The organism is Hoeflea sp. 108 (assembly GCF_000372965.1).
In the GTDB taxonomy this organism is placed as follows: Bacteria; Pseudomonadota; Alphaproteobacteria; order Rhizobiales; family Rhizobiaceae; genus Aminobacter.
Genome location: NZ_KB890026.1, coordinates 22,292 through 46,941 on the forward strand (window position 1 = coordinate 22,292; position 24,650 = coordinate 46,941).

Genomic DNA, 24,650 nt, shown 5'->3' on the forward strand with positions numbered 1-24,650 from the left:
AGTTGCTAGTTGTTGGCCAGGCAGATAGCGGCCTGACGGCCGTCCGGCCCTGCCATCATCTGGTGGACGAGATCGGCGCATGCGGGTTGCGCCAGAGGGCAGCGACTGCGGAAACGGCAGCCGCTCGGCGGATTGCGGGGGCTCGGTACATCGCCCTTGAGCAGGGCGACGGTCTCGATGCGTGCGTCCGGATCAACCTTCAGCGAAGCGGACAGCAGTGCCTTGGTATAGGGATGGCGCGGCGCAGACAGGACGTCGGCGACAGGTCCGATCTCCATCATGCGGCCCAGATACATGACGGCCACCCTGTCGGCGAACTGACCCACCACGGTGAGATCGTGCGAGATGAACAGATATGTCAGTCCATATTCGGCCTGCAGGTCCTTCATCAGGTTCAGGATCTGAGCCTGGACTGAAACATCAAGCGCCGAGGTCGCCTCGTCCAGCACGATCAGTTCAGGCCGCATGGCCAGCGCACGTGCGATGGCCACGCGTTGCTGCTGGCCGCCCGAGAGCTGGTGGGGAAACTTGTAGAAGGCCGCGGCCGGGAGCTCGACCTGGGCCAACAGTTCGCGCACCCGCACGTCCCGCGCAGCACCCCGGGCGATCCTGTGCACATCTATCCCTTCACCGATGAGGGCGCCCACCGTCCAACGCGGATCGAGCGAACCGAGCGGATCCTGGAACACCACCTGCGCCCGCCGCGCGATATCGCGACGGCTCGCCGCCTGACCGTAGGTCGCAGAAATTTGTCCCTCGGCAACGTCTTCCAGCCGCAGGATGGCACGTCCGAGCGTGCTCTTGCCGCAGCCGGATTCACCCACCAGGGCCAGGGTCTCGCCACGCATCAGGTCGAAGCTGACCTTTTCGACGGCACCGATGTGGCCGACCACACGCTGGAAGAAGCCGCGTCTGATAGGGTAGCGCACGCTCACATCCTGCAGGGACAACAGGGTAGGGACCTCAGGCATGGGCCATCTCCTCAGCCCTCAGACAGCGCAGGAGATGCCCGTCGGCGCCCGCCTCCAGCCGGGGGATTTCATACGTGCAACTGTCCAGAGCCATTGGACAGCGTGGATGAAAACGACATCCTGAAGGCATTGCGGTCGCCGATGGAACCGAACCGGGCAGCGCCTCGATACGTGCCCCGGGCACGCCCGTCGGCAGGCTCGCCAAGAGAGCCCGGGTGTAGGGATGGCGGGGGGCATTGATGATCTCGGCGACCGTCCCGGTCTCGACCACCTGGCCGGCATACATGACGGCCACACGGTCGGCCATGGCCGCGACCACGCCGAAGTCGTGGGTGACGATGACCAGGGCGAGATTGAGCTTGCGCTGGAGCTGGCGGATCAGGTTGAGGACCTGCGCCTGGATCGTGACGTCCAGGGCGGTGGTGGGTTCGTCAGCGATCAGCAGTTCCGGCTCCGAGGCAAGCGCAATGGCGATCATCGCCCGCTGCCGCTGTCCACCCGACAGCTGATGCGGATAGCGGTCGAGCGCCTCCTCAGGGTCGGGGAGGCCGACATGCCTCAGCCATTCTGCTCCCTTTTTCCGCATTGCCTGTTTTCCCGACAGCCCCGTCTGGCCGATCGCCTCATTCAGCTGCTGCCCAATGGTGAAGACGGGATCGAGCGCGCGAGAGGGGTTCTGAAAAATCATGCCGATGCGCCGTCCAAGAAGTCCGCGGCGGCGGCGCTCGCGCTCGCTCAGCCTGGAGATTTCCTCGCCGTCCAGCGATATGCATCCGCGAGTGACTGCACCGCCGCGTCCGAGGAGCCCGGTGACGGCCAGGACCGTCACCGATTTTCCCGACCCCGACTCGCCGATCAACGCCAGGGCTTCGCCCCGCCGCACACTGAGCGAGACGTCCGAGCAGACTTCGAGCCTTCCGTAGCTCAGGGCCAGGCCGTCGACCTCGAGCAGCGGCCGTTCACCCGACGGCGCGGAAATGCTCTCGGGCGTCGTCATACCGGCGATGGCGGGGTTGGCACTCATTTGGTGACCCAGACCTCTGGCAGGCTCGGGAAGCCTTGCGTCAACATCGGGTGCCAGCCTTCGACGCGGGCCTGGGCGGGATGGAGAAGCACTGCGGCCCAGATCGGAAGCGGGTTCTGGACGTTCTTGTAGACGTAGCGCTGGATGTCCCAGATCTTCTGCTGTCTGGCGGCCTCGTCCATGGTGCCTTGCTGATCCTGGATCATTTTCGCCAGCTCGGGATCGTCGATGCCGGTGTAGTTGCGGTTGCCTCCCTTGAGGAAATGCGTGCCGAAATACTCGTTGGCTTCGCCAAACGGGCTCATCATCAGGAACATGCCCTGGAAATTGCGTTCCTTGCCGAGTGCCTGGCCCGCGACCATGTCAACCATCTTGATCTCGGCCTTGACACCGATCTCAGCGAGATCCTGCTGGATCCATTCAGCTTCGCGGACAAATTCCTCGCCATAGTTCAGGACGGTCAGTTCAAAGGAAAAGCCCTCGGCATATCCAGCTTCTGCCAGTAGTGCCTTGGCCTTTTCGTGGTCGGGAGTTCCATAGAGCGCGATACGCTCGTCCTGCGGCAAGGTCTGGGTGACCAGGGCTGGACCGACGACGCCGCCGATAGCGCCGCCACCGCGAACCACCTCGCCGAGGCCCTGCCGATCGATGGCGAGGTTCACTGCCTGGCGCACCCGCAGGTCAGCGAACGGCTTGAAGGTCGGGTTGAGATAGAGTTCCGACTGGGTATTGGCCACAGTCTGGATATCCTTCATGTCGGGCACGGCCTGCTTCAATTCCTGCATCTGGGTAAGGTTGAGCGGGCCAAACCAGATATCGATCTGGCCCGAGCGGAAGGCCATGATGCGTGCGTTGAGGTCCTTGATGGGCAGGATGTCGACCTCATCGAGATAGGGCAGCTGCTCGCCAGCCTCGCTCTTGCCGAAATATTTCGGGTTCCGGACATAGCGGGTGGCGACACCCGCCTGGTTCTCCTTAAGAATCCAGGGTCCGGTGCCAATGACCACGGTCTTGCGGTCATAACCGCCATCGAAGGCCTCGCGCGGCAGGATCCACATGTTCTGATGTGCAAGAGCCTGCAACAGGGCGACATCGGGACGTTTCAGCGTCATGACGACCGTGTGGTCGTCGGGTGCGGTAATGGTGTCCACTGCCGCGAGTTGACCTTTCTGAACGCCCTCCTTGCGGATCGCCTCATAGGTGGCGAGGACGTCTGCGGCAACGAATGGGCGGCCGGATACGGGCGCAATGTCTTGCCAGACGGCATCCTTGCGCAGATGGAACGTATATTCGAGACCGTCTGCCGAGGCGTCCCAGCTCTCCGCCAGGGCCGGCTTCGGAACAAACGCGCCATAGGCTATTTCCGGCCCGGTCTTCCATTCGACAAGGCGGTTCAGCGCCAGACCCAACCTGGAATGTGCGCCGAACTCGGTACTCGCGAGGGGGTCGAAATTCGGCGCCTCCGCGTGAACGTTGATCGTTACCTTGCCGCCGTGGCGAGGAGCCTCCTGGGAAATGGCTGCTCCGGGCAATGCCAGCGACGCCGTGAGCGCCAAAAGTGGTGCGATGCGCCCTAGGGTATTCGAGTGGTGCAGTAGTCGTTCGAACAAGGTCATTTCCTCCCAAAATGGACGTGACTGTGGAATTCGCTGGTATGCGCTGCGCCTCGCAGCGTTCATTGCTGGTTTCGTGGATCCAGCACGTCGCGTAGTGCGTCGCCGATGAGGTTCAGCGCAAGCACGCTGACCGTCAGCATCAGACCGGGGAAGATGATCAACCACGGCGCCGAGGTTATGAAACGTGTTCCATGAGAGAGCATCGTTCCCAGCGAGGGATGAGGCGGCGGCGTGCCGACCCCGAGAAAGCTGAGGGCCGCTTCGGTCATGATGGCGACACCGAAAGCAAGTGAACCCAGAACGAGCATCGTCGGCATGAGATTGGGTGCGCCGTGCGTCAGCATTATCCTGAGCGGCGACGCTCCGATGACACGCGCTGCCGAGATGAAGTCCTGGCTGCGGATCTTCAGCATCTCGGACCGGACGACGCGCACGAAACGCGGTATCTGGGCGAGTGTCACTGCGATGACTACGTTGCGGACACTCGGCCCCAGCATGGCTGCGATGAACAGCGACAGAACAAGCGACGGCAAGGTGTCAAGAGCCTCGACGATGCGCTGGATGATAGTGTCGGTCCAGCCACCGAAGTAGCCAGAGATCATCCCGACCAGGCCGCCGACGAGCATGGTCAGCATCACGACCATCAACCCCACGAACAAGGAGATGCGTGTTCCATGCAGGACACGCGAGAAGACGTCGCGGCCGATGTCGTCGGTGCCGAACCAATGCAGCAGAGACGGCACTTTCAGCACCGCACGCCTGTCCTGGTGGAGCGGATCGAACTGAGCGATGAAGGGAGCAAAAAGTGCCAGCAACAGCACGATGGTCAGGATGATCAGCGCACTGCAGCCCACGGGATCGCGCAACAAGGCACGCAAGACGACAAGGCTGCGGTAAGAACCCCGGTGCATGGCCGCGGCTTCGACAGCGAGTGTCATGAACGCGCCTCCCGGACACGGGGGTCGACCATTCCGTAGGACAGGTCAACCAGCAGATTTACGAGGATGGTGATGAGACCGTAGGTCAGAACTGCAGCCTGAAGGACAGGGTAGTCCCGGGTGGCGACGGCCTCGAAGAGAAGGTTTCCAAGGCCCGGAATGTTAAAAATGCGCTCGATGATGACCGTGCCGGAAAGCAGGTGTCCGAACTGGGTACCCAGCAATGTGATGACCGGGATCAGTGCATTCTTGAGACCATGTCGAACGTAGATCCCGGCGGGCGACACACCACGCGCACGGGCGGCCCGAATGAAATCGGCACCGATGATTTCTAGCATCGCCGATCGGGTCAACCGCGAGAGCGCCGCCGCGACCCCAAGCGACAATGCTACGGCAGGAAAGATGACCTGCTGGAGATTGACCATCGGCGCATCGGAGAATGCGCGATAGGGCAGCGGAACGAAGTAGCCGATGGCGGCGAGGCCTGTCAGCGTGAGCAACCCCAGCCAAAGCTGCGGAATGGCGAGAAAGACAGTCGAGGCTACACGCAGCACCATGTCGCCAGGTGCGCCGCGCCACAATGCAGCGCCAACGCCTGCCCCGATCCCGAGTGTGGCTCCCAGCACAATGGCAATGATCGAAAGCTGCATGGTCGGCACGAGCGCCGCACCGATCTGCGCCGCTACCGACCTTCCGGTCCACAAGGAATTGCCCAGGTCACCCACGGCGACCCCCTTGGCCCAAGTTGCGAACTGAAGGGAGATCGGCTGGTCGAGGCCGAGTTGTGCCCGCTTCTGTTCGAGCAGTTCGGGCGTGACTGCGCCTGCCTCCGACAGTTGCTGGTTCACGATGTCGCCGGGCACAAAACGGATTGCTACGAAAACAAGCAGGGCGACTGTGACGAGGACCAGCAAGCCAAGAACCGCGCGGCGCAAAGCAAAGGTCAGCATGGCTCAGGGCTTCCGCTGCCAGCGCGACGAGGCTGCTACATCGTCGATCTCTTGACCGGCTGCACGCCAGCCGCCGAAGCCTTGGTCGAGATGCCAGACCTTGCGGTAGCCCATTTCCTGGAGGGCCAGTGCGGCAAGGACCGAACGGCCGCCGCCGGCGCAATAGACGACATACTCTGCGTCCTCGGTGAAGAAGGACCTGTGGTATTCCATTGCGGGATCGGCCCAGAATTCCAGCATGCCGCGTGGTACATGATGGGACGAAGGGATCGCACCGCTGTCGATCAGTTCCTGAAGCTCGCGGATATCGATCAGCGTGAGTGCGTCACCGCCCGCGATCCTTTCTACCAGTTCGATCGCCGTCAGGGTCGGTACCTTCGACCGCAGGCGGTCTACCCAGGCCATGGTGTTTCTGATTGTCAATTGTCTCTCCTCCCTGCTCGCCGGCTCCGAACCGGAACCGCCATCAGGCATCCTGCGGCTTCAAGGCTCGGCGCAGTCCCTCGAGAGGGTCGACTTCACGAGCCAGATGCACCTTTGTTTCCCAAGTCCCTAGGTGCCTGCACATGCGCCGCTCGGCCTCGGCAATGTCGTTGCTTGCCAACGCGTCGACCACCGCGACGTGCTCGTCGTAGGACATGCGCGCATCACCGGGCGTCTGATGACGCATGGTGAAAAGCGTTGTGAGCACGGTGAGGTCCCGGAGTTTTTCGGCCAGGATGCTGTTGCCCAGGCATTCGGCGAGGCACACATGGAAGTCGCCGAGCAGATAGCTGCGACGCCCCACATCGCTGCCTTCGACAGCCTCCTTTTGTCGCGCAAGGTGATCGCGCAGCCTTTCCAACGGAGCTGCCTCCAGAACCCTGTTGCGGCGTGCAAGGCTTCGCAGCAGCCCCGTTTCGATGATCTCGCGGGCGTCGTAGAGTTCCCGCGCCTTTTCCACGTCGACTTCGGTGAAGAACCAGCCCCTGCGGGGACTGACAACCACAATGCCTCGCACGGCCAGCTGAACCATGGCCTCGCGGACGATGGTACGGCTGCAGCCGAACAGCGACGCAATTTCCTGCTCCCCGAGCCGGGCATAGGGCTGGAGTTGCTGGCTAAGAGCTGCGTCGATGATCCGATTGGCGATGGATGCTGCCAGGTTCAACATGTACTCCTATCTTGTATGCAAGATATGAATGCAAGATTCGGCGCTCAATGCAATCTCTTTTTTCGCGCTCGATCACGAACTGATGGCCGGATCTGCTTCAGGCTGCGTCGCATGGCTTGCCGCCTACCGGATGGGAACAGAAGCGCGCCCAACCTAGCTGGCTGGACAATCCGGTCCCTGGCAGTTGCGGAAGGATGATTGTTGACTGCAACAGAAGGACTGCCTCCAGACGATCTTGATGGTCTCGCCGCAAACCTCAGCAGTCTGGAGGTAACCCCGTTTCCGATGCCTGCGCTGTGGAGTCCATTGGGCGCAGCGCCGACCGCCCCGTGCCGAAAGCACTGCTTCCTTCGACCAGATCATGGATACCTTGCGCCGACTCGACCTTCAGAAATCTGAAGGGAAGGGCAGCTTTGCCGGTAGCTTAAGCCGACCACCGACTGGAGGCTGGTTCTGATTTCGGGCGCAGCAGCAGCGCTGGAAGATGTCAGGTCCATCGCCGCTATTTCACGGCGAGGCGCTGCGGCAGCACCTTTTCGAGCCCCTGAAATTGGCGGGCGGCCGTTGTCAGGTCTGCCGCCCGCAACATGATCGAGGAATTCGGAATCTGCGTCACCTTTCAGTGAAGAGCCCGCGCTCCGAAAAATGCCGCATAAGCATAATTATGGAACTTATTGATGCGTGCGATGCTTGACGGGATCGCAGGCACCCGGGCGGCGAACGCCTTGGCCTGACAACGCAGATGCCGGCGAAGAAAATTCGCCGACTCTCGCAGGATATTGATCTCCCCTTCGATCGCACCGATCTCTTCTGCCTGATCGATCAGCGGGGACGCTGAGGACCTCCCGGCTCCTTTTGAAGCTCATCTGCCATGCGCCCAACGGCAACCGTCCGGTGAGCACCGCGGCGATATTGGCCTGATCAGTTTTTCGGCAGGGTGTTCTTGACCAACCGTGCCTTTGAGGCGATCCCGTATTTGCTTGTACGTCGGCATGCATCGCGTCATTGACACAAGCACCCAAAAAAAACTGTAATGATGTACGTAACTCAAATACTGAAGTCACAATGCGCCCCACGGTCCATGATGTTGCCCAATCAGCCGGCGTCAGCCTCTCGACGGTCGACCGTGTCATCAATGGCCGCGAAGGCGTTCGGGCCTCGACCGTGCAGCGCGTGGAAGCCGCGATCCGGCAACTTGGCTTTGTTCGCAACCTGGCCGCGGCCAATCTGGCCAAGGGGCGCGTCTACAGTGTTGTCTTCATCATACCCGAAGGGGCAAACAGCTTCATGCGCAGGCTCGAGAGCGAGGCGCGCGAAGCCGGTCGCCAGATGGCGCCGGACGGGATCGAACTCGGCGTCGTCACAGTGCCTGCGTTTGATGGGCACGCACTGGCCGAAGCGCTCAACCGGCTGGACCTCGACGAGATAGGCGGCGTGGCGCTGGTTGCGACCGAATCGCCCCCGGTTCGCCAGGCGCTGGCGCGGCTGCATAAAGCGAATGTGCCTGTCGTCACCTTGGTCTCGGATGCGCCTTCCTTTCAGCGCCATCGCTATGTGGGCATCGACAATGTCGCGGCGGGGCGCACTGCGGCGAGCCTGCTCGGGCGCTTCCTGCGCGGCGTCAAGGGCAAGATTGCGCTGGTCGCCGGCTCCATGCTGGTGCGTGACCATGTGGAGCGCCGCATGGGTTTCGATCAGGTGATCCGCACCGAATATCCCAATCTGGAAGCGCTGTCGGTGGCCGAGGGGCGGGACGACCGGATGGCGACGAGGCGCATCGTGGAGCAATGCCTGGATCGCGATAGCGATGTTGTGGGCCTCTACAATATCGGGGCGGGCAATCTGGGCCTGATCGAGGCGCTGTCCGAACGCCCGGTCGAAAGGCGTCCGATGGTGGTGGCGCACGAGCTGAGCGCCCATACGCGCGCCGCACTGGAAAGCGGCCTGTTCCACGCCATCATCAACCAGGATGCCGGCCATGAGGTCCGAAGCGCCATCCGGACGCTTCGTTCGCTGACCGAACAGCGGACCCTCATCGAGGGACAGGAGCATATTCGTATCGAGGTATATCTACGCGACAATCTACCCTGACAGTCGGATTCTTGGCTGCGCCCTCTGGCGCCTCCGGTTGTTCTGATATACGTACATCAGAACTTGCAGAAGCAGGATGGAACAGGACATGACCACCGCATTTTTTGGTGACATCAAGCCGATCCAGTATGAGGGGCCGGAGTCGGCCAGTCCCTTGGCCTACCGTTTCTACAACAAGGACGAGCTTGTGCTCGGCAAGCGCATGGAGGACCATCTGCGCTTTGCCGTCGCCTACTGGCATTCCTTTGCCTGGGAAGGCGGTGACCCCTTCGGCGGCCAAACGTTTGATCGGCCCTGGTTTGGTCCCACGATGGAACATGCCAGGCTGAAGGCAGACGTTGCTTTCGAAATGTTTTCGTTGCTCGGCACGCCCTATTACTGCTTCCATGACGCCGACATACGCCCCGAAGGCGACAGCTTCACCGAAAGCAAGGACCGGCTCGACGAGATCGTCGACATTTTTGCCAACAAGCAGACGCAGAGCGGCGTGAAGCTGCTCTGGGGCACCGCCAACATGTTCTCCAGCCGGCGCTGGATGGCCGGCGCTGCCACCAACCCTGATCCTGATGTCTTTGCCTATGCGGCAGCCACGGTTAAGGCCTGCTTGGATGCCACCAAGAAGCTCGGCGGCGAGAACTATGTTCTTTGGGGCGGGCGCGAAGGTTACGAGACGCTGCTCAACACCGACCTGAAGCAGGAGCGCCTGCAGGCCGGGCGCTTCCTCTCCATGGTCGTCGACTACAAGAAGAAGATCGGCTTCGAGGGGACCATCCTGATCGAGCCGAAGCCGCAGGAACCGACCAAGCACCAATACGACTATGACGTCGCGACGGTGTATGGCTTCCTGAAGGACTTCGGACTGGAAAACGAGGTCAAGGTCAATATCGAGCAAGGCCACGCAATCCTCGCTGGCCACTCGTTCGAGCACGAACTGGCGTTGGCCGGGTCGCTTGGCATCCTTGGCTCGATCGACATGAACCGCAACGACTACCAGTCGGGCTGGGACACCGATCAGTTTCCCAACAACGTGCCGGAAATGGCGCTGGCGTATTATTACATCCTCCAGGCCGGCGGGCTGAAGACGGGCGGCACCAATTTCGACGCCAAGCTTCGCCGCCAATCGCTCGATCCTGAGGATCTGCTGATCGCCCATATCGGCGGCATGGACGCCTGCGCCCGCGGCCTCAAGGCTGCGGCGCGCATGATCGAAGACAAGGCTTTGTCAGGCCCGCTGGCCGAGCGCTATGCCGGCTGGAAGACCGCCGAGGGCGAGGCCATGCTGTCGGGCAAGCGCACGCTGGAGGACGTGGCCGAGCGCGTGGTCAAGGACAAGATCGAACCCCAGCCGAAGTCCGGCCGGCAGGAACTGCTCGAAAACCTCGTCAACCGCTACGTGTAAGGCGCGGTGGACGATGCCATTCGCCGTATGGCGGGCTGGCGGCATGACGGCGAAACCTGGTCGCAGGACATAAGATGACATCAATTTCGCTCGCAGGGTGAACTGGGCATCCTCTCCAATCTGGAGCGACATTTCGGCGCGAGCGCCACGGGAGGACGTGCATGAAGACGATAAAGGGCCCCGCCATTTTCCTGGCGCAGTTCGCCGGCGACGCGGCGCCGTTCAACTCGTTTGACTCGATCTGCAAATGGGCGTCCGACCTTGGTTACAAGGGGGTCCAGATTCCGACCTGGGATGCGAGGCTGATCGACCTGAAGACGGCGTCGGACTCCAAGGACTATTGCGACGAGATCAAAGGCGTCGCCGCCTCGCATGGTCTTGACGTGACCGAGCTCTCCACCCACCTGCAGGGCCAGCTGGTTGCCGTTCATCCCGCCTATGACACCGCATTTGACGGATTTGCGGCCCCGGAGGTGCGGGGCAGTCCGAAGGCGCGTCAGGAATGGGCGGTTGACCAGGTCAAGCGCGCGCTGCGCGCCTCCAGGCATTTGGGCATCAAGGCCCACGCCACCTTCTCGGGCGCGCTCGCCTGGCCCTATGTCTATCCCTGGCCGCAGCGTCCGGCCGGTCTGGTCGAGGCGGCGTTCGACGAGTTGGCCAAACGCTGGACCCCGCTGCTCGACTATGCCGACGACAATGGCGTCGACGTCTGCTACGAAATCCACCCGGGCGAAGACCTGCACGACGGCGTCTCCTATGAGATGTTCCTCGAGCGCGTGAAGAACCACGCCCGCGCCAACCTGCTCTACGACCCCTCGCACTTCGTGCTGCAGCAGCTCGACTATCTCGACTACATCGACATCTATAGCGACCGTATCCGGATGTTCCACGTCAAGGACGCCGAGTTCAATCCGACGGGTCGGCAGGGCGTTTATGGCGGCTTCCAGAGCTGGGTCAACCGCGCCGGCCGGTTCCGCTCGCTGGGCGACGGCCAGGTCGATTTCGGTTCGATCTTCTCCAGGCTGACCGCCAATGATTTCGACGGCTGGGCGGTGCTGGAATGGGAATGCGCGCTCAAGCACCCCGAAGACGGCGCGCGCGAAGGTGCGGAGTTCATCAAGGCGCATATCATCCGCGTCACCGAGCATGCCTTCGACGATTTCGCCAATGCCGGCACCGACGAGGCCGCAAATCGCAAGATGCTCGGCCTGAGCTGAGAGGGGAGGCGACATGGCTATTGAAGCAAGCAAGAAGGAAGCCGGCAGCGGCCGCATCCGCCTGGGCATGGTTGGCGGCGGTCAGGGCGCCTTCATCGGCGCTGTCCACCGCATGGCCGCGCGGCTCGACGACCAGTATGAGCTGGTCGCCGGCGCGCTGTCGTCCAGCCCCGAAAGGGCCAAGGCCTCGGCTGCCGATCTCGGCCTTCCCGCCGACCGATCCTACGGTTCGTTCGAAGACATGGCCAAGGCGGAGGCTGCACGCCCCGACGGCATCGAGGCCGTCTCCATCGTGACGCCGAACCATATGCACGCGCCTGCCGCAAGGGCCTTCCTCGAGGCTGGTATCCATGTGATCTGCGACAAGCCGATCACCACCACGCTCAAGGAGGCCGAAGAACTCGCCGCGCTGGTGAAGACGTCGGGCAAGCTGTTTGTGTTGACCCACAATTACACCGGTTATCCGATGATCCGGCAGGCGCGCGAAATGGTCGCCAATGGCGATCTCGGCGAAATCCGTGTCGTGCAGGCCGAATATCCCCAGGACTGGCTGACCGAGCCGGCGGAACGCTCCGGCTCCAAGCAGGCCGAATGGCGCACCGATCCCAAGCGCTCCGGTGCCGGCGGCGCCATCGGCGATATCGGCACGCATGCCTATAACCTCGCCGCCTTCGTTACCGGGCTGAAAACCGCGCAGGTGCTGGCGCAGCTAACCTCCTTCGTCGAGGGCCGCCCGCTCGACGACGATGTGCAGATCCTGCTTCGCTACCATGGCGGCGCGCGCGGCATGCTGTGGGCAAGCCAGGTGGCTGTCGGCAACGAAAACGGATTGAAGCTGCGCGTCTATGGCACAAAGGGCGGCCTAGAATGGACGCAGGCCGACCCGAACTATCTCTGGTTTACGCCCTTTGGCAAGCCGAAGCAGCTGCTCACCCGAGCCGGGTCCGGCGCGGGTGCGGCCGCGACGCGCGTCACGCGTGTTCCAAGCGGCCACCCCGAAGGCTATCTCGAAGGTTTCGCCACCATCTATACCGAAGCAGCCCGCGCCATCCGCGCAGCGCGCGAAGGCAGGAATGCCGATGCCGACGTGATCTACCCCACCGTACAGGACGGCATCGATGGCATGAAGTTCATCGAAGCCTCCGTCGCCTCATCGAAAGCCGGCAATGTGTGGACAAAGATCGGATGAACATGTCCGTGGTATCTCAGCCGCAGGACCACAAGGCCTTCATGGCTGGACATGGGCTCGCCAAGGCCTTTGGCGGTGTCGAGGTGCTGAAAGACATCTCGCTAGATATCCGCTCTGGTGAGGTGCATGCCATCATCGGCGAGAACGGCGCAGGCAAATCCACGCTGATGAAGATCCTCGCGGGCCATCTCGCGCCGGCGCGCGGATCAATCACGATCGACGGCGAGACCGTCGTCTTCAACGGACCTGTGGATGCCGAGCATCGCGGCATCGTGCTGGTGCATCAGGAAATCCTGCTGGCGCCCGATCTGACTGTTGCCCAGAACATCTATCTTGGCCGCGAGATCAAAAAGGGCCTGAGCGTCGACGACAAGGCCATGAATGCGGGCGCGGCGAAGGCCGTGCGTAACCTTGGCGCCAATATCGATCCGAAAACCGTCGTCGGTCGCCTTTCGATCGCCCAGCGTCAACTCGTGCAGATTGCCCGCGCACTTCTGGTGCCGCACCGTCTGGTCATTTTCGACGAGCCGACCGCCTCGCTGACCCCGATAGAAACCAATGCGCTGCTCCAGGTGATTTCCGGTATCCGCAAATCGGGAGCGGCAGTCCTCTATATCTCCCACCGCCTGCCGGAAGTGAAGACGCTGGCCGACCGTGTCACTGTGCTGCGCGACGGCAAGCTGGTCACCACCCGCGAGGCAGCCGGCCTCGAACCGCTCGATATGGCCCAGTTGATGGTGGGCCGCGACGTGTCCAAGCTCTATCCCGATCACGTTGCGCCCGAGGGCAAGGACTATGTGCTCGAAGTCGAGAACATGGATGTGCCCGGTTATGCCCGCAACGCCTCGTTCAAACTGAAGCGCGGCGAAATCCTCGGCCTTGCCGGCCTTGTCGGCGCCGGCCGTACCGAATTGATGGAAGGCATCGTCGGCCTGCGCCCCGCCAAGGGCATGATCCGGCTGAACGGAAGGCAGGTTGCCTTTGCGAATGCCAAGCAAAGCATGAAGGCGGGCATCGTCTATCTTTCCGAAGATCGCAAGGGCAAGGGCCTGCTGCTGCAGGAGGCGCTCGGCCTGAACCTGACGCTGGCCGGCCTGCAGAAATTCGTGCGCGGGGTGATGCTCGACCGCAAGGCCGAACGCGCCGCTCTCGATCAGGCGATTGCCGAATTCGATATTCGCACCCGCAACAAGGACCTGCTGGCCGGCCAGCTTTCCGGCGGCAACCAGCAGAAACTGCTGATCGCCAAGATGATGATGCTGAAGCCTGACATCGTCATCATCGATGAGCCGACGCGCGGCATCGACATCGGCACCAAGGAGCAGATCTACACGTTCATCGTCGACCTCGCCCGGCAGGGCAAGTCGGTGATCGTGGTCTCTTCCGAAATGCCCGAGCTGATCGGCATATCCGACCGCATCGTTGTGATGCGCGAGGGGGTGATTGCCGATGAGTTGAGCGGCGAACACATGAACGAGCGAGAGATCGTCGTGCTTGCGACGGGCGTTAAAACTTCTGAGGCGGCTTGAGACATGACCGACACGACGACCACGGCCCCGCAAAGACGCAGCCTCTGGCAGGATGTCGACCTGCGCGCCGTCGCCCCCTTCATCGCACTGGCGCTGCTTCTGGTGCTGGGCTCGTTTGCCCATGACAATTTCCTGACGGCCAACAATCTGCTGAACGTCATGACGCGCTCGGCCTACATCGCAATCATTGCGATTGGCGCGACCTTCGTCATCACCGCCGGCGGGCTTGATCTGTCCGTCGGCGCCATGACCGCCTTTATCGCCTCGCTCGCCATCATGTTCATGAATGTGGGCGGTATCGACAATCCGTTGACGATGGTTCTGGCTGCCGCGGCACTTATGCTGGCAATCGGCATGGCCTGTGGGCTGACCAATGGACTGGTCATAACCCTGGGCAAGATCGAGCCCTTCATCGCCACACTTGGCATGATGGGCATCTATCGCGGCCTGACCACTTGGCTTTTCGCAAGGCGGCGCGATCACGCTGCGCAATCCGGAGGTGCAGGCGGGTCTATCGCCCGGTCTATTTCGGCAATCTCTTTTCGGCATTCCTTACCCCCGTACTTGCAATCTTCATCACGGCAGCGATCGCGGCCGTTCATTCTGTACCGCACCTCGTTTGGCCGGCATGTGATCGCGGTCGGGCTCGAATGAGGACGTCGCGCGCTATTCGGGGCATCATCTCGGTCGCGCGCGGTACGCACCATGACTTACCTGATCCAGGGGCTGTGCGTGGCGGGTGGCCTGCCTCATCTATATTCCCCGCGCCCTTTCCTCCACCACGGCCACCACGACAGGCACGATGTGGGAACTGAACGCGATCACAGCGGTCGGTGGTCCGGAGGCACCGCCTTGCGCGGGCGGCGTAGGTCGGATCTGGGGCACCGTGGCCGGCCGCTTCATCCTGGAAATCATCGGCAACATCATGCTGCTTACGAGCTACGTCAGCGAGTATCTGCTCGGCGCGATCCAGGGAGCAATCGTCATTATCGCGATGTTGGTGCAGCGTTCGCTGACGCGAAAATCGTGAAGCAAATCGGGACTGCGGGTCGCCCGGTCGGTTCAAGACAGGCCTGCAATTTTGGGAGAGAGGTTAATGCGTAAAATTCTACTGGGGACTGGCGGCCGTTGCGCTCGCCGCGACCATGGGCACAGCCCTGGCGCAGGACAAGAAGACCATCGGCGTCTCGATTCCCGCCCGCCGACCATGGCCTGGACGGCCGGCGTGGGTGTTTCATGCCGAACGTGTCGCCAAGAAGCTGATGGAGGAATATCCGAAACCTGAACGTCGTGGTGAAGACGTCGCCCGATCCGGCATCGCAGGCCCCAACGCCGTACAGGACCTCGAAACGCAGGGCATCGACGCGCTCGTCATCCTGGCCGACCGATCCCGATCCGCTGGTCAGCGCGATCAAGGAAGTCAAGGCCAAGGGCAAGTTCGTCGCACTCGTCGACCGTGCGCCCTCCACCAACGACGATTCGGTCCGCGACCTCTACGTTGCCGGCAACAACCCGGCGCTTGGCGAAGTCGCCGGCAAATACATTGCCGCCACCACACCGAACGCGGAAGTCGTCATCGTGCGCGGCATGCCGATCCCGATCGACCAGCAGCGCCAGGATGGTTTTGACAAAGGCATCGCCGGCTCGGGCGTTAAGGTTCTCGACCGCCAGTTCGGCAACTGGAACCGCGACGATGCCTTCAAGGTCATGCAGGACTACCTGACCAAATATCCTAAGATCGACGTGGTCTGGGCGCAGGACGACGACATGGTCGTGGGTATTCTCGAAGCCATCGAACAGGCAAAGCGTACCGACATCCAGTATGTCGTCGGCGGCGCCGGCTCGAAGGACATGATCAAGAAGGTCATGGACGGCGACAAGATGGTCCCTGTCGATGTTCTCTATCCGCCGGCAATGGTTGGCACCGCGATGGAACTGACGGCAGCACAGCTGTTCGATCAGGTTCCGGTTCACGGCACCTACATCCTCGACGCCACGCTGGTCACCAAGGACAACGCTGCCAACTACCACTTCCCGGATTCGCCGTTCTGATCGGCGATTATAGAAAATAGCTGTGCAACGGGGAGGCTTGGCCTCCCCGTTTTCCTTTGGGTCCCAATGTTTGTTTCAATCTACGGGCTCTCGCCGGCGAAGCGGCAGCCCGGGATTTCGTCTCCGATGCGTTCTCTCACTGCAAATTCATCGCCTTCACTCCGGATGCCACAGCGCTGCTTGAAAAAGCAGGAATCGATCCCGAGGCAGATGAGGGTCTGGTCGAGCTGGCGGATGCAAACGCTGCAAAGGGTTTCGTCGAACTTTGTCGGAAACTGCGGCAATGGAGCCGAGAAACGGCCGTCAAACTCTAACGAGGAGAAAACCCATGCAGATTACCGAAACCGCAATCGCGCAGTCCACCGTTTCTGATGGACCTCCGATCCTGCGCGTCACGTTTCAGGGACAAGGCGGCGACTGCGTCACTGTCGATATGGCCAATGTGGAGAGCCTGGCAGGCGAGCCATTCTGCGGCGATCGCGCGCGCAAGAGCCATCCTTGTGCAGACTGCCACCTTCGATGTTGCCGTCAATGACTACGATGCCCAAAGCAATGGCGACTTCGACCAGGTGGCTGTGACGGCAGCCCATGATCAAGGCGGAGGCATGTATGTCTTTGAGTATCGTGACGGCGAAGGCGTTCGACGCGTGCCGCCTGCTCACATGCCAAGCCTGCAGGTTGCGCGAGATGAAGCAATACGATGCGCGATAGAGTTGTTGGCAGACGCTGAGATTGCGATGCAGACCGAACGGGACTGGCTGGTACGTGTCTACGACCAAGGCGGCGATCTTGCCATCGTGATCGACGGGCAGGAGGCGAAGGCTGCATCAGAGGCGGATGGAGCGTCCGCTCGCTCCGACGCTTCGTAAGCAGCATACGCGCAAATGATCAATCGACCTCTGTCACCTTGAAGTAGTCGAAGTCATAGCTTGCGGTGAGACCGTCAGGCGCGTTTCCGTAGACACCGGCAAAGCTGGCACCCTTCGGGGCCTGGCCTTTGAACGACAGCACTTTTGTCTGGTTCACATAGCCTGTCACCTGGCTGCCTTTGATGACAAGGCGCAGTTCGTTCGGTTGCATACCTGGATTCACGAGGCCGCTGGTCTTTTTCCAGCCAACTGGATTCTGCTGCCAGACGCCGCCCTTCCTGCGCGCGACGTTGATGTAGCCATTGGTAGCGACCTGGAAAACGTAGTAGTTATCGTAGTCGGCACCCCAGAAAAGCAGGCTCGCCCAAGCAACTGAAGGGTCCGTATTCTTCTGCACGACGCTGGTGCAGATTTCGTAATCTCCAGAAAAGGCAGTCCCTTGCCTGTGAAGCGGATAACCAGCGCCGGGATTGACGAGCAAAGTGAGCGACCCGTTTTCAATCCTAAGGTCCGAGTAGTTCCCCCAGGCCAAATCGGCACTTGAGAACTGATCCTCGAAAAGCACCCGTGGCCCCCCGCAGGCCGCTGTCTGTGCCGTAAAACACAGCATCACGCCCACTGACATCGTCGCCAGTAGTATTTTCATTTGCCCCCTCGCTTCTGCCAACGTTGTCTCCATCACCTATTCGTACGAACAGCAGATGGCAAAGCGCAACGGCGATGCTGATGCAACTTACGGCAGAGGCAACCATTCCGGTGCGAGTATCTGTCCTAACTGCCCACGTCATAAGCCAACGGCGGATGTAAGCGTAACCATTCGACCCGTCTTTCCGCTCCAGCCAAAGCCTCCTGCGCAGATAGAAACGGCCGGTATCATTCTTGACAGCGTGCCGTTCTTGCCGGCCGAGCCATATTGGCAAGCGGAACCGACGCCAAGTCCAGGGATTGAAGACATAGGGACAACTGCAAAGGAGGTTAAAAAAATGGCCGCGCAGAAACCTGACCCGAACAATCCCATTCCGACACCAGGCAATCCAAACCCAGAGCCTGCGCGTCCCCAACCTCCGCCCGACAGACCTGCTCCGGAACCTCCAGGCGTGCCACCGCCTTCTCCTGATCCAGGGCCACTCCCAGAGGATGAACCTGTCCAGATACCACCCACATCCCCACCAGAAGTACCTTCCGAACCAAGCTTTCCAGCACCTACTTCCAGCACGAACTGGCAAAGTCCGAAGAGTTTTGGCGATCGGGCTATAAGCCTGGGTGGCTGCGTTGTTACTGGTTTCTATTGGAACCATTCCGCAGGTCAGTCGATCGACAATGGTTAAGAGGACATCGTCCCGTCCCTGACAAACATACCCTGTTCTGCGCAATGCAACCAGACGAAGGGTTTGGCACCGAGCAAACTCGGATAGGAGATCCAGTTCCGCCGGATAAAGTGCCTGCTGCTTAACTACCAAACCAGGTCACGGTGCGGCCGCTGGACTCGCTCAGGTCTCGGACTGCGTTGTTTGATGTTGTCGCAGGGCATAATGCCGCCGAGCTCTAAACCGAGGGTGCTGGCGCAAACTGGAGGGACCTGCGCGCCCTGCACTGCAGCGATTTCATCGGCCGTTCGCTTCGACACGCTACTGGAACCAAGAAGCCGAGTTTGCGGGCATCTGTACCTCCCTGTCGTTTGCGTTAGGCGCTCGATGCCACGGCCGGCTGGGCCGAGGCTCCGGGAGGGCCGTGGCATCGATCGTATTCACTAGCTGCTGATCGCGATGCGCTTGGCATTCGCTCGCGCCTTTTCGGTTTTTGGCAGCGTCACAGTAAGTACGCCGTTCCTGAAGGTTGCCTCCACTTTGTCCTCATCGACCTCGCGGCCAAGAGCAAGCCGCCGTTCGAAACGCCCGTGATAGCGCTCACTGAACTTGCGATCCTTATCTTCAGTCTCCGACTTCTTCTCGCCGCGAAGGGTGAGCACACCATTCTCCAACAGAATCTCGACATCCTTGTCTTCGAGACCCGGCACCTCCGCCATCACCCGGATTTCCTTTTCGTTTTCCGAGATTTCGAGGCTTGGCCAGGATCCGTTGCGAGACATCATGCGATCGAACGGCGCTGTTGTGTCGAAGCCCCTGAAGACCTCGTCAAAGAGACGGTTGACGTTGCGATGCAGCGCCATGAACGGGTCTACGCTTTCGTCGCGGAAAACCGTCGGCATCTGGTTGTTGCCCCGGTTCCATGGAATCAAATCACGTACGCTCATTGTCATCTCCCATCTGGTTCTATGGTTTCCTTTCTTGGCAACGCGGCCCAGCTCGCACTGGTTCGCGCATGTTGCTTAAGCCGCCGCGTCGGACGCTATCTGCTTTGAGGCAGTCCCCTTATCGGGGATGGTATTGATCGAAATCCGTCGCGGCTTCATCTCCTCGGGAATTTCCTTTTTCAGGTCGATGGTCAGCAGTCCGTTCTCCAGCTTGGCACTTGTGACACTCACGTGATCGGCGAGTTCGAACCGACGGGTGAAGGGCCTCAAAGCGAGTCCATGGTGGAGATACGCGATCTCGTTGTTTTCGGTTTTGGAACCCTCGATCATCAGCAGATTCGGCTTGTGCGTAATCGTCAGCTCGCCTTCGACGAACCCCGCCACCGCCACGATGATACGGTAGGTGTCCTCGCCAAGCTTTGCGATGTCATAAGGCGGCCAGTTGTCGACCTGCGGTGGAGCAGATTTTTCGAGCAGATCAAAAATCCGATCGAAGCCGATGCTCGACCTGTAGAAAGGGGAGAAATCGATATTCGTTCTCATAGCTACATCCTCCATGGAGCAACATAGATACGAGGAGCGCCAAGAAGCGGGCGCTCCCTGACATCCGCCGACCCCTCTTATGGCAGCCGGTAGAAATGAATTGGGTAGCCTCGTTCTCCGCGTCAAGGGGTATCCCGTTAACATACGACCACTGGCAATTATGGCTGTTGTCCCAGCTATTGCCTCGTCGGCTTTCCGTGGGCGAAGCAATGACTATCACGCGCCAAGAGGTGGCCTCGCTCCTTGGAGTCGTGGACGAGGAGACCCGTTACAGAGATCATTTCGATGGGCGCTTCGCTCAAGAAACTTAGAGAGGCGTGGGGTTCTGCGTTCGGCGACGGCGCGTTGATGGGCCAAGGGCCGTCCGCTGCCTGGGAGCGGGTCGCCGCGCTGAGCCGTGGCACTCCTGACCAAACTGATGGCTGCAGCCCTCGCCTCCCCTCACTACGTGAACATAAACCAGACGGCGCCGGGAACCGGCCGGCCATAATGCCGTGCCTCCGGGCGTGCCACTGGGCAGGATCACGGTGGGCGAAGGCGCTGGAACCGCGGGCCTTCCGGCATGGCAACCACAGGCATCAGGCGAGACCGAGGTCTCGCAGTGCCTTCTCCTCGTCCTCGTGCGAGAGCGCCAGAAGTATCACCGGACCACCGTCCTTCAGCCGGACCACATAACTCACTCGGAAGCGGGTCTCGGCAGCATCTGCACGTTTGGGCGCAAAGCACAGCCGCCATTCCGCCTCCACCAGAAGGTGATACGGCGCAAGCGGCTTAGTGCCGGTCACCTTGATTTCCAATGCCGCCAGCCCCAGTCCGCGCATTGCACCCGCCTTGGTCTCGACAGCACGCCTGTACTCGTCATCGACCTTGAACGCCTCGATGGTCGACGGGGCGGCTTCGATATAGGTCGAGAAGTATGAACCGCTGACGGTCTCCGCGTCGCCCGCCAGAGCTGCGGCGGCGTAGACCTCGAAGAAGTCCCGGATGCGCTCGTCAGCGGCTGGAGACATGGTCAAACTCCTCAAGTTATGGTCTGCGCCGGCCGGAAGCGGGTCAACTGAACTGCATCGACCAGTTCAGCTCCCAGCTTCTGCCACCGTCGGGCGAAAACGATTGTTCCCACCGAGGGCCGACACCCGCCTGCTTGAGCCATACGAACCGTACCTTTATCGGCGCTCCGTTCCAGTGATCATCGGCGAGGAACGTGCCGCTTCCTCCCTCAAAGCCACCCACGACGGGAACACCGACTTCAGAAGGCGAGCGCAGGTCGAGCCACCAGATGCGCCAAAGGCCGGTGTCCGCTTCGAAGGCACGCAAGGCAGCGGCGTGATACGCACCGACAGGGTCGTCAATGAAATTGTCTTCTACGTTGCCCTGCCCACCCAATATGGGCTGCGTAGAGCTCGTGCCGTCGAACTCCGACCAATCATTCGCCCCGGCAAGCCTTGTTGCCAGTTTCCGATGCCGGACCTGCCAGTTTCCATGCAGAAAATCGAAGTCATGCGAGTCCGACATTCCAATCCTCCAATTCGACCGAGCTTCCCTAGAAATCCGTCCGGGACGTGATGTCGGCGCTCTCCCTGTAAAGTCCGAGCAGAACGCGCGTACTGGCGAAATTCGTCATTTCGACGAAGCTATTTTCCTCTGCCGCAGGCATCGGCGTTCGTTAGCCGAGAGATCTATTCGTGAGCCTAGTTCTCTTTATCATTCAGGTCTATTTAAAAGACATGATGATTTTAGTAAGCTACACTTAATGTTTGATCTTGCGCGCCTCAGACTTCTGCGTGAATTGTCCCACAGAGGGACCATGATGGCTGTCTCAGCAGCGTGTCGCCTGACCCCGTCGGCCGTGTCCCAGCAGTTGGCGACACTCGAGAGCGAGGCGGGGATCGCGCTGATCGAGCCAACCGGCAGGCGAGTGAAGCTGACCGCTGCAGGCTTGCGACTGGCAGCTCATGCTGAAACGATCCTGAACGCCGTCGAGGCCGCGCGCATTGATATGGGCTCAATTACCGCCCAGCCGAGCGGAACGCTTGGAATTGGCTGCTTCGGGACATTTGCGAAAGCATATGCTCTGCCGGCGATTATCCGTGCACGCCAGCGTTATCCTGACCTCCATATCGTCTTGCACGAGTTCGAGCCGGAAGACGCGGTCGACGCAGTGCGCATCGGGCGATGCGACGCGGCGATCGTTTATTCGCATAGCCTCGTGCCAAGGGCGATGGATCGGAACTTCGATGTCATCCCATTGTTGGACGAGCCTATCCTGCTCGCGCTGCCAGCAAGCCGCAAGGGTCTGCCTGCGACGGTCGACCTGGCGGAGTTGGCGGACTGCGAGTGGATCGGCGGATCGCGCGGAACCGGGGGCTATGAATTGACCGATCGTGCCTGTGCGCTGGCCGGGTTCGCGCCGCGGATCACCCATTCCGTTGATGATTACGAGTTGTTGCTGCGCATGGTGAGCGCGGGTCTTGGCGTGAGCTTCGTGCCGGCCGTCGCCGTCGATCTCTATCCGGATACGAGCGTCGTCGTCCGGCATGCGGCCGGACCTGCTTTGCGACGCAGGATAGACATGATTACGCGGCCCGCAATGGCTTCGGCACCGATCTTGACCTCATTTATAGCTGAGCTTCAGTCCTGTTTGCCTGGAAAGCCGTAGCTGTTGGTTCCGTGTGCAACGCTGCGAAAAGGTGAAGACTCAAAGCTTGAGCATTGGCGAGTTGGCGGAGCGCACGGGATGGTCGGTTCCGACCACCCGCTTTCATGAAGAGATCGGCCTTATCCCCACGGCCGCCCGCAAGGCTGGCGGCAGCCGGGCCTACGCGACTTCAGATGCCAGGCTGCTAACCTTCATCCGCCGCTGCAGGGATTTCGGTGTTCCGGTCGAGCCGGTTCGTAATCTCGTTACCCTCTCAACCAGCCACGACCGGAAGTGCTTCGAGGCGCGCGACCGCTGTGAACTGGCGATCGAGGAGGGCATCGCCATGCAGGTGAAGGCGTATCCGACTGCGAGGTGGCGTCTGCCGGCTGCCTGTTCAGAACACAACTTTTACACTCCTGGCAAGACACCCAACTGAGGCCCCAACTTCTCGATAGCGGCCAGCCCGGCTCAACGCCGGGCCTTGCGCGGCAAGTCTGTACAGACGCCTTCGGCACCTTCAGCTGCCATACCTATGGTCTCACCAAGCGTGGGATGGGGATGGATGGTCTTGCCGATGTCGACCGCGTCCGCCCCCATCTCGATAGCCAGGCAGATCTCACCGATCATGTCACCAGCTGACGGACCGACGATGGCGCCCCCGATAATGCGATGCGTTTCCTTGTCAAACACCAGCTTGGTCAGACCGTAGTCGGCGCCATTGGCAATGGCTCGGCCCGACGCGGCCCACGGAAAGCTGCCAACTTCGACCGCTCGGCCAGCGGTTTTGGCGGCATCTTCGGACACTCCGACCCACGCAATCTCGGGATCGGTATATGCGACCGCCGGTACGATCCTGGCGTCCATGAAACTTTTGAGCCCGGCCGCCACCTCGGCGGCGACATGTCCCTGGTGCACGGCCTTGTGTGCCAGCATAGGATTTCCCGTCACGTCGCCAACAGCGAAAATGTTCTGGTTGCGCGTCCGCATCTGCCCATCGACTTCGACGAAACCCCTTGCATCGACAGAAACACCAGCAACGCCCAGCAGCAGTTTCTCGGCTGCTGGCCGCCGGCCTGCCGCCTGCAGGATCAGGTCGTAGCGTCTGGTGCCAGCACTCTCACCGCTTGTCCTTACGAGAAGTCCCTCCTTCTCTGCTGTCACGCTTTCGACACGCGCACCAAGCAGCAGCGCATCAAACCGGTGGGCGTTGCGCTTGCCCCAGATTCCAACCACATCCCGATCGACATCGGGCAGCAACCTGTCGAGTTGCTCGACAACGTCCACCCGAGCGCCGAGTGCACTGTAGACGGTGGCCATTTCCAGTCCGATGATACCACCACCAATGACCAGCATGCGTTCAGGGGCAAAGGGGAGAGCAAGCGCGCCAGTGGAATCAACAATGCGTGGATGCTCTGGCAGGAACGGCAACCTGACCGGTTCCGAGCCAGCGGCAATGATCGCCTTTGAAAAGATGATCCTGCGACTTGCGCCTTCCGGCAGGGCGACGTCGACGGCATCGGCAGCGGCAAACGCGGCCGTCCCCCTCACAATCTCGACATTGCGTTGTCGCGCCATGCCTTTCAGGCCGTCGGTAAGCCGGCGCACGACACCGTCCTTGAAACTCCGCAACTTGTCGAGATCAACGGTCGGCGCGTCGAACGAGATGCCATGATCGGCGAGACGTTCTGCCTCTTCCTTGACAGCCGCGACATGGAGCAGCGCCTTGGAGGGAATGCAGCCGACATTGAGACAGACGCCGCCCAAAGTTGGCTCGCGCTCGACCAGGATCACGTGCTGACCAAGGTCGGCGGCGCGGAAGGCAGCGGAGTAACCGCCGGGCCCACCTCCGATAACCACCACATCGCAATCAGGCTCGCGTCTGGTAGCGGGCAGCGGTCCTGCCATCTGGTGCGGTGCTGTGGTTGTCACCGGTACTTCCGCCTTGGCAACAGGCTTGGCCTCGCTTTTGGCCGCGGCCACTTCCAAAATGGCGATCAACGCCCCCTTGGACACACGCTTACCAACGGCGAGCTCAACCGATACGACACGCCCCGCATAGGGCGCGGGTACGTCGATGGAAGCCTTGTCGGATTCAAGGACAATCAGCGTCTGCTCGACAGCAACATCGTCACCTGGCTTGATGTGCACCTCAATGACAGCAACATCCTTGAAGTCACCCATCTCGGGCACTCTGATTTCAGTGATGCTCATCTC

The 24,650-nt window shown here is 61.0% G+C and carries 25 protein-coding genes and 1 pseudogene; 13 read left to right on the forward strand and 13 right to left on the reverse strand.

Annotated elements, in window-relative coordinates:
- Positions 1–5 precede the first annotated feature (5 nt).
- The 7 genes from B015_RS0128035 to B015_RS0128065 form a co-directional block, all read right to left on the reverse strand.
- Positions 6–971 (reverse strand): ABC transporter ATP-binding protein, encoded by a 966-nt coding sequence (locus B015_RS0128035; protein WP_018431092.1) that lies wholly within the window; start codon positions 969–971, stop codon positions 6–8.
- Entirely contained in the window at positions 964–1,995 is a 1,032-nt protein-coding gene (locus B015_RS0128040) for an ABC transporter ATP-binding protein (RefSeq protein WP_018431093.1), read from the reverse strand. Before B015_RS0128040 ends, B015_RS0128035 begins: the two co-directional genes overlap by 8 nt.
- Positions 1,992–3,605 carry an ABC transporter substrate-binding protein gene (locus tag B015_RS0128045; protein WP_026227830.1) on the reverse strand — a complete coding sequence of 538 codons (1,614 nt, stop codon included), beginning with the start codon at positions 3,603–3,605 and terminating at the stop codon, positions 1,992–1,994. Before B015_RS0128045 ends, B015_RS0128040 begins: the two co-directional genes overlap by 4 nt.
- 65 nt (positions 3,606–3,670) lie before the next feature.
- The gene (locus tag B015_RS0128050) at positions 3,671–4,549 is read right to left on the reverse strand and encodes an ABC transporter permease (protein WP_018431095.1); all 879 of its coding nucleotides are present in this window, start codon (positions 4,547–4,549) and stop codon (positions 3,671–3,673) included.
- On the reverse strand, positions 4,546–5,499 hold the full coding sequence (locus tag B015_RS0128055; protein ID WP_018431096.1) for an ABC transporter permease: 954 nt from the start codon (positions 5,497–5,499) through the stop codon (positions 4,546–4,548). The genes B015_RS0128050 and B015_RS0128055 overlap by 4 nt, the downstream gene beginning before the upstream one ends.
- A gap of 3 nt (positions 5,500–5,502) precedes the next feature.
- A complete protein-coding gene (locus B015_RS0128060; RefSeq protein ID WP_245262432.1) occupies positions 5,503–5,922 on the reverse strand; it encodes a rhodanese-like domain-containing protein in 420 nt (139 codons plus the stop codon).
- 43 nt (positions 5,923–5,965) lie between these two features.
- Complete coding sequence (locus tag B015_RS0128065) at positions 5,966–6,652, reverse strand: GntR family transcriptional regulator (protein WP_018431098.1); 687 nt, start codon at positions 6,650–6,652, stop codon at positions 5,966–5,968.
- A gap of 1,065 nt (positions 6,653–7,717) precedes the next feature.
- On the opposite strand from B015_RS0128065, the gene B015_RS0128075 reads away from it, so the two are divergent.
- From B015_RS0128075 to B015_RS0128115, 11 genes and pseudogenes are all read left to right on the forward strand, one after another.
- The gene (locus B015_RS0128075) at positions 7,718–8,743 is read left to right on the forward strand and encodes a LacI family DNA-binding transcriptional regulator (protein ID WP_018431100.1); all 1,026 of its coding nucleotides are present in this window, start codon (positions 7,718–7,720) and stop codon (positions 8,741–8,743) included.
- A gap of 88 nt (positions 8,744–8,831) precedes the next feature.
- Positions 8,832–10,142 carry a xylose isomerase gene (gene xylA / locus B015_RS0128080; protein WP_026227831.1) on the forward strand — a complete coding sequence of 437 codons (1,311 nt, stop codon included), beginning with the start codon at positions 8,832–8,834 and terminating at the stop codon, positions 10,140–10,142.
- 161 nt (positions 10,143–10,303) lie between these two features.
- On the forward strand, positions 10,304–11,359 hold the full coding sequence (locus tag B015_RS0128085) for a sugar phosphate isomerase/epimerase (protein WP_018431102.1): 1,056 nt from the start codon (positions 10,304–10,306) through the stop codon (positions 11,357–11,359).
- 13 nt (positions 11,360–11,372) lie between these two features.
- A complete protein-coding gene (locus tag B015_RS0128090; protein ID WP_018431103.1) occupies positions 11,373–12,548 on the forward strand; it encodes a Gfo/Idh/MocA family oxidoreductase in 1,176 nt (391 codons plus the stop codon).
- A gap of 2 nt (positions 12,549–12,550) precedes the next feature.
- Positions 12,551–14,077, forward strand: coding sequence for a sugar ABC transporter ATP-binding protein (locus tag B015_RS0128095; protein WP_026227832.1), 1,527 nt, complete (start codon positions 12,551–12,553; stop codon positions 14,075–14,077).
- 3 nt (positions 14,078–14,080) lie between these two features.
- Entirely contained in the window at positions 14,081–14,731 is a 651-nt protein-coding gene (locus B015_RS34175; protein ID WP_343123008.1) for an ABC transporter permease, read from the forward strand.
- Positions 14,732–14,816: 85 nt separating this feature from the next.
- Complete coding sequence (locus B015_RS34180; RefSeq protein ID WP_343123009.1) at positions 14,817–15,107, forward strand: hypothetical protein; 291 nt, start codon at positions 14,817–14,819, stop codon at positions 15,105–15,107.
- A gap of 115 nt (positions 15,108–15,222) precedes the next feature.
- Positions 15,223–16,129, forward strand: a pseudogene (locus tag B015_RS31765) (substrate-binding domain-containing protein).
- Positions 16,130–16,185: 56 nt separating this feature from the next.
- Positions 16,186–16,443 carry a hypothetical protein gene (locus B015_RS33680; RefSeq protein WP_343123010.1) on the forward strand — a complete coding sequence of 86 codons (258 nt, stop codon included), beginning with the start codon at positions 16,186–16,188 and terminating at the stop codon, positions 16,441–16,443.
- 14 nt (positions 16,444–16,457) lie between these two features.
- The gene (locus B015_RS33460) at positions 16,458–16,664 is read left to right on the forward strand and encodes a hypothetical protein (RefSeq protein WP_157632945.1); all 207 of its coding nucleotides are present in this window, start codon (positions 16,458–16,460) and stop codon (positions 16,662–16,664) included.
- Positions 16,630–16,998, forward strand: coding sequence for a hypothetical protein (locus tag B015_RS0128115; RefSeq protein ID WP_157632946.1), 369 nt, complete (start codon positions 16,630–16,632; stop codon positions 16,996–16,998). Before B015_RS33460 ends, B015_RS0128115 begins: the two co-directional genes overlap by 35 nt.
- Before the next feature lie 19 nt (positions 16,999–17,017).
- Here the strand turns inward: B015_RS0128115 and B015_RS33465 are convergent, their stop codons facing one another.
- The 5 genes from B015_RS33465 to B015_RS0128145 form a co-directional block, all read right to left on the reverse strand.
- Positions 17,018–17,644, reverse strand: a complete 627-nt coding sequence (locus B015_RS33465; protein ID WP_157632947.1) for a hypothetical protein — start codon at positions 17,642–17,644, stop codon at positions 17,018–17,020.
- A 1,104-nt stretch (positions 17,645–18,748) separates the two neighbouring features.
- Positions 18,749–19,252, reverse strand: a complete 504-nt coding sequence (locus B015_RS0128125; RefSeq protein ID WP_026227835.1) for an Hsp20/alpha crystallin family protein — start codon at positions 19,250–19,252, stop codon at positions 18,749–18,751.
- A 75-nt stretch (positions 19,253–19,327) separates the two neighbouring features.
- A complete protein-coding gene (locus B015_RS0128130) occupies positions 19,328–19,795 on the reverse strand; it encodes an Hsp20 family protein (RefSeq protein WP_018431110.1) in 468 nt (155 codons plus the stop codon).
- A gap of 578 nt (positions 19,796–20,373) precedes the next feature.
- Positions 20,374–20,805 (reverse strand): hypothetical protein, encoded by a 432-nt coding sequence (locus tag B015_RS0128140; protein ID WP_018431112.1) that lies wholly within the window; start codon positions 20,803–20,805, stop codon positions 20,374–20,376.
- 43 nt (positions 20,806–20,848) lie between these two features.
- Positions 20,849–21,310, reverse strand: coding sequence for a hypothetical protein (locus B015_RS0128145; protein WP_018431113.1), 462 nt, complete (start codon positions 21,308–21,310; stop codon positions 20,849–20,851).
- A 238-nt stretch (positions 21,311–21,548) separates the two neighbouring features.
- Between B015_RS0128145 and B015_RS0128155 the strand changes: the two genes are divergently transcribed.
- Complete coding sequence (locus B015_RS0128155) at positions 21,549–22,454, forward strand: LysR family transcriptional regulator (protein WP_018431114.1); 906 nt, start codon at positions 21,549–21,551, stop codon at positions 22,452–22,454.
- 46 nt (positions 22,455–22,500) lie between these two features.
- Positions 22,501–22,872 (forward strand): MerR family transcriptional regulator, encoded by a 372-nt coding sequence (locus tag B015_RS31780; protein WP_198292922.1) that lies wholly within the window; start codon positions 22,501–22,503, stop codon positions 22,870–22,872.
- 32 nt (positions 22,873–22,904) lie between these two features.
- Here the strand turns inward: B015_RS31780 and lpdA are convergent, their stop codons facing one another.
- On the reverse strand, positions 22,905–24,647 hold the full coding sequence (gene lpdA, locus B015_RS0128165; protein WP_026227837.1) for a dihydrolipoyl dehydrogenase: 1,743 nt from the start codon (positions 24,645–24,647) through the stop codon (positions 22,905–22,907).
- Positions 24,648–24,650 lie beyond the last annotated feature (3 nt).

Coding starts and splice junctions, on each gene's coding strand:
- B015_RS0128035 (WP_018431092.1), bottom strand. CDS start 971: ATGCCTGAGGTCCCTACCCTGTTGTCCCTGCAGGATGTGAGCGTGCGC.
- B015_RS0128065 (WP_018431098.1), bottom strand. CDS start 6,652: ATGTTGAACCTGGCAGCATCCATCGCCAATCGGATCATCGACGCAGCT.
- B015_RS34175 (WP_343123008.1), top strand. CDS start 14,081: ATGACCGACACGACGACCACGGCCCCGCAAAGACGCAGCCTCTGGCAG.
- lpdA (WP_026227837.1), bottom strand. CDS start 24,647: ATGAGCATCACTGAAATCAGAGTGCCCGAGATGGGTGACTTCAAGGAT.
- B015_RS0128090 (WP_018431103.1), top strand. CDS start 11,373: ATGGCTATTGAAGCAAGCAAGAAGGAAGCCGGCAGCGGCCGCATCCGC.
- B015_RS0128085 (WP_018431102.1), top strand. CDS start 10,304: ATGAAGACGATAAAGGGCCCCGCCATTTTCCTGGCGCAGTTCGCCGGC.
- B015_RS0128145 (WP_018431113.1), bottom strand. CDS start 21,310: ATGTCGGACTCGCATGACTTCGATTTTCTGCATGGAAACTGGCAGGTC.
- B015_RS0128055 (WP_018431096.1), bottom strand. CDS start 5,499: ATGCTGACCTTTGCTTTGCGCCGCGCGGTTCTTGGCTTGCTGGTCCTC.
- B015_RS0128095 (WP_026227832.1), top strand. CDS start 12,551: ATGTCCGTGGTATCTCAGCCGCAGGACCACAAGGCCTTCATGGCTGGA.
- B015_RS0128040 (WP_018431093.1), bottom strand. CDS start 1,995: ATGAGTGCCAACCCCGCCATCGCCGGTATGACGACGCCCGAGAGCATT.
- xylA (WP_026227831.1), top strand. CDS start 8,832: ATGACCACCGCATTTTTTGGTGACATCAAGCCGATCCAGTATGAGGGG.
- B015_RS33465 (WP_157632947.1), bottom strand. CDS start 17,644: ATGAAAATACTACTGGCGACGATGTCAGTGGGCGTGATGCTGTGTTTT.
- B015_RS0128125 (WP_026227835.1), bottom strand. CDS start 19,252: ATGAGCGTACGTGATTTGATTCCATGGAACCGGGGCAACAACCAGATG.
- B015_RS0128050 (WP_018431095.1), bottom strand. CDS start 4,549: ATGACACTCGCTGTCGAAGCCGCGGCCATGCACCGGGGTTCTTACCGC.
- B015_RS33460 (WP_157632945.1), top strand. CDS start 16,458: ATGCAGATTACCGAAACCGCAATCGCGCAGTCCACCGTTTCTGATGGA.
- B015_RS0128075 (WP_018431100.1), top strand. CDS start 7,718: ATGCGCCCCACGGTCCATGATGTTGCCCAATCAGCCGGCGTCAGCCTC.
- B015_RS0128130 (WP_018431110.1), bottom strand. CDS start 19,795: ATGAGAACGAATATCGATTTCTCCCCTTTCTACAGGTCGAGCATCGGC.
- B015_RS0128155 (WP_018431114.1), top strand. CDS start 21,549: ATGTTTGATCTTGCGCGCCTCAGACTTCTGCGTGAATTGTCCCACAGA.
- B015_RS0128140 (WP_018431112.1), bottom strand. CDS start 20,805: ATGTCTCCAGCCGCTGACGAGCGCATCCGGGACTTCTTCGAGGTCTAC.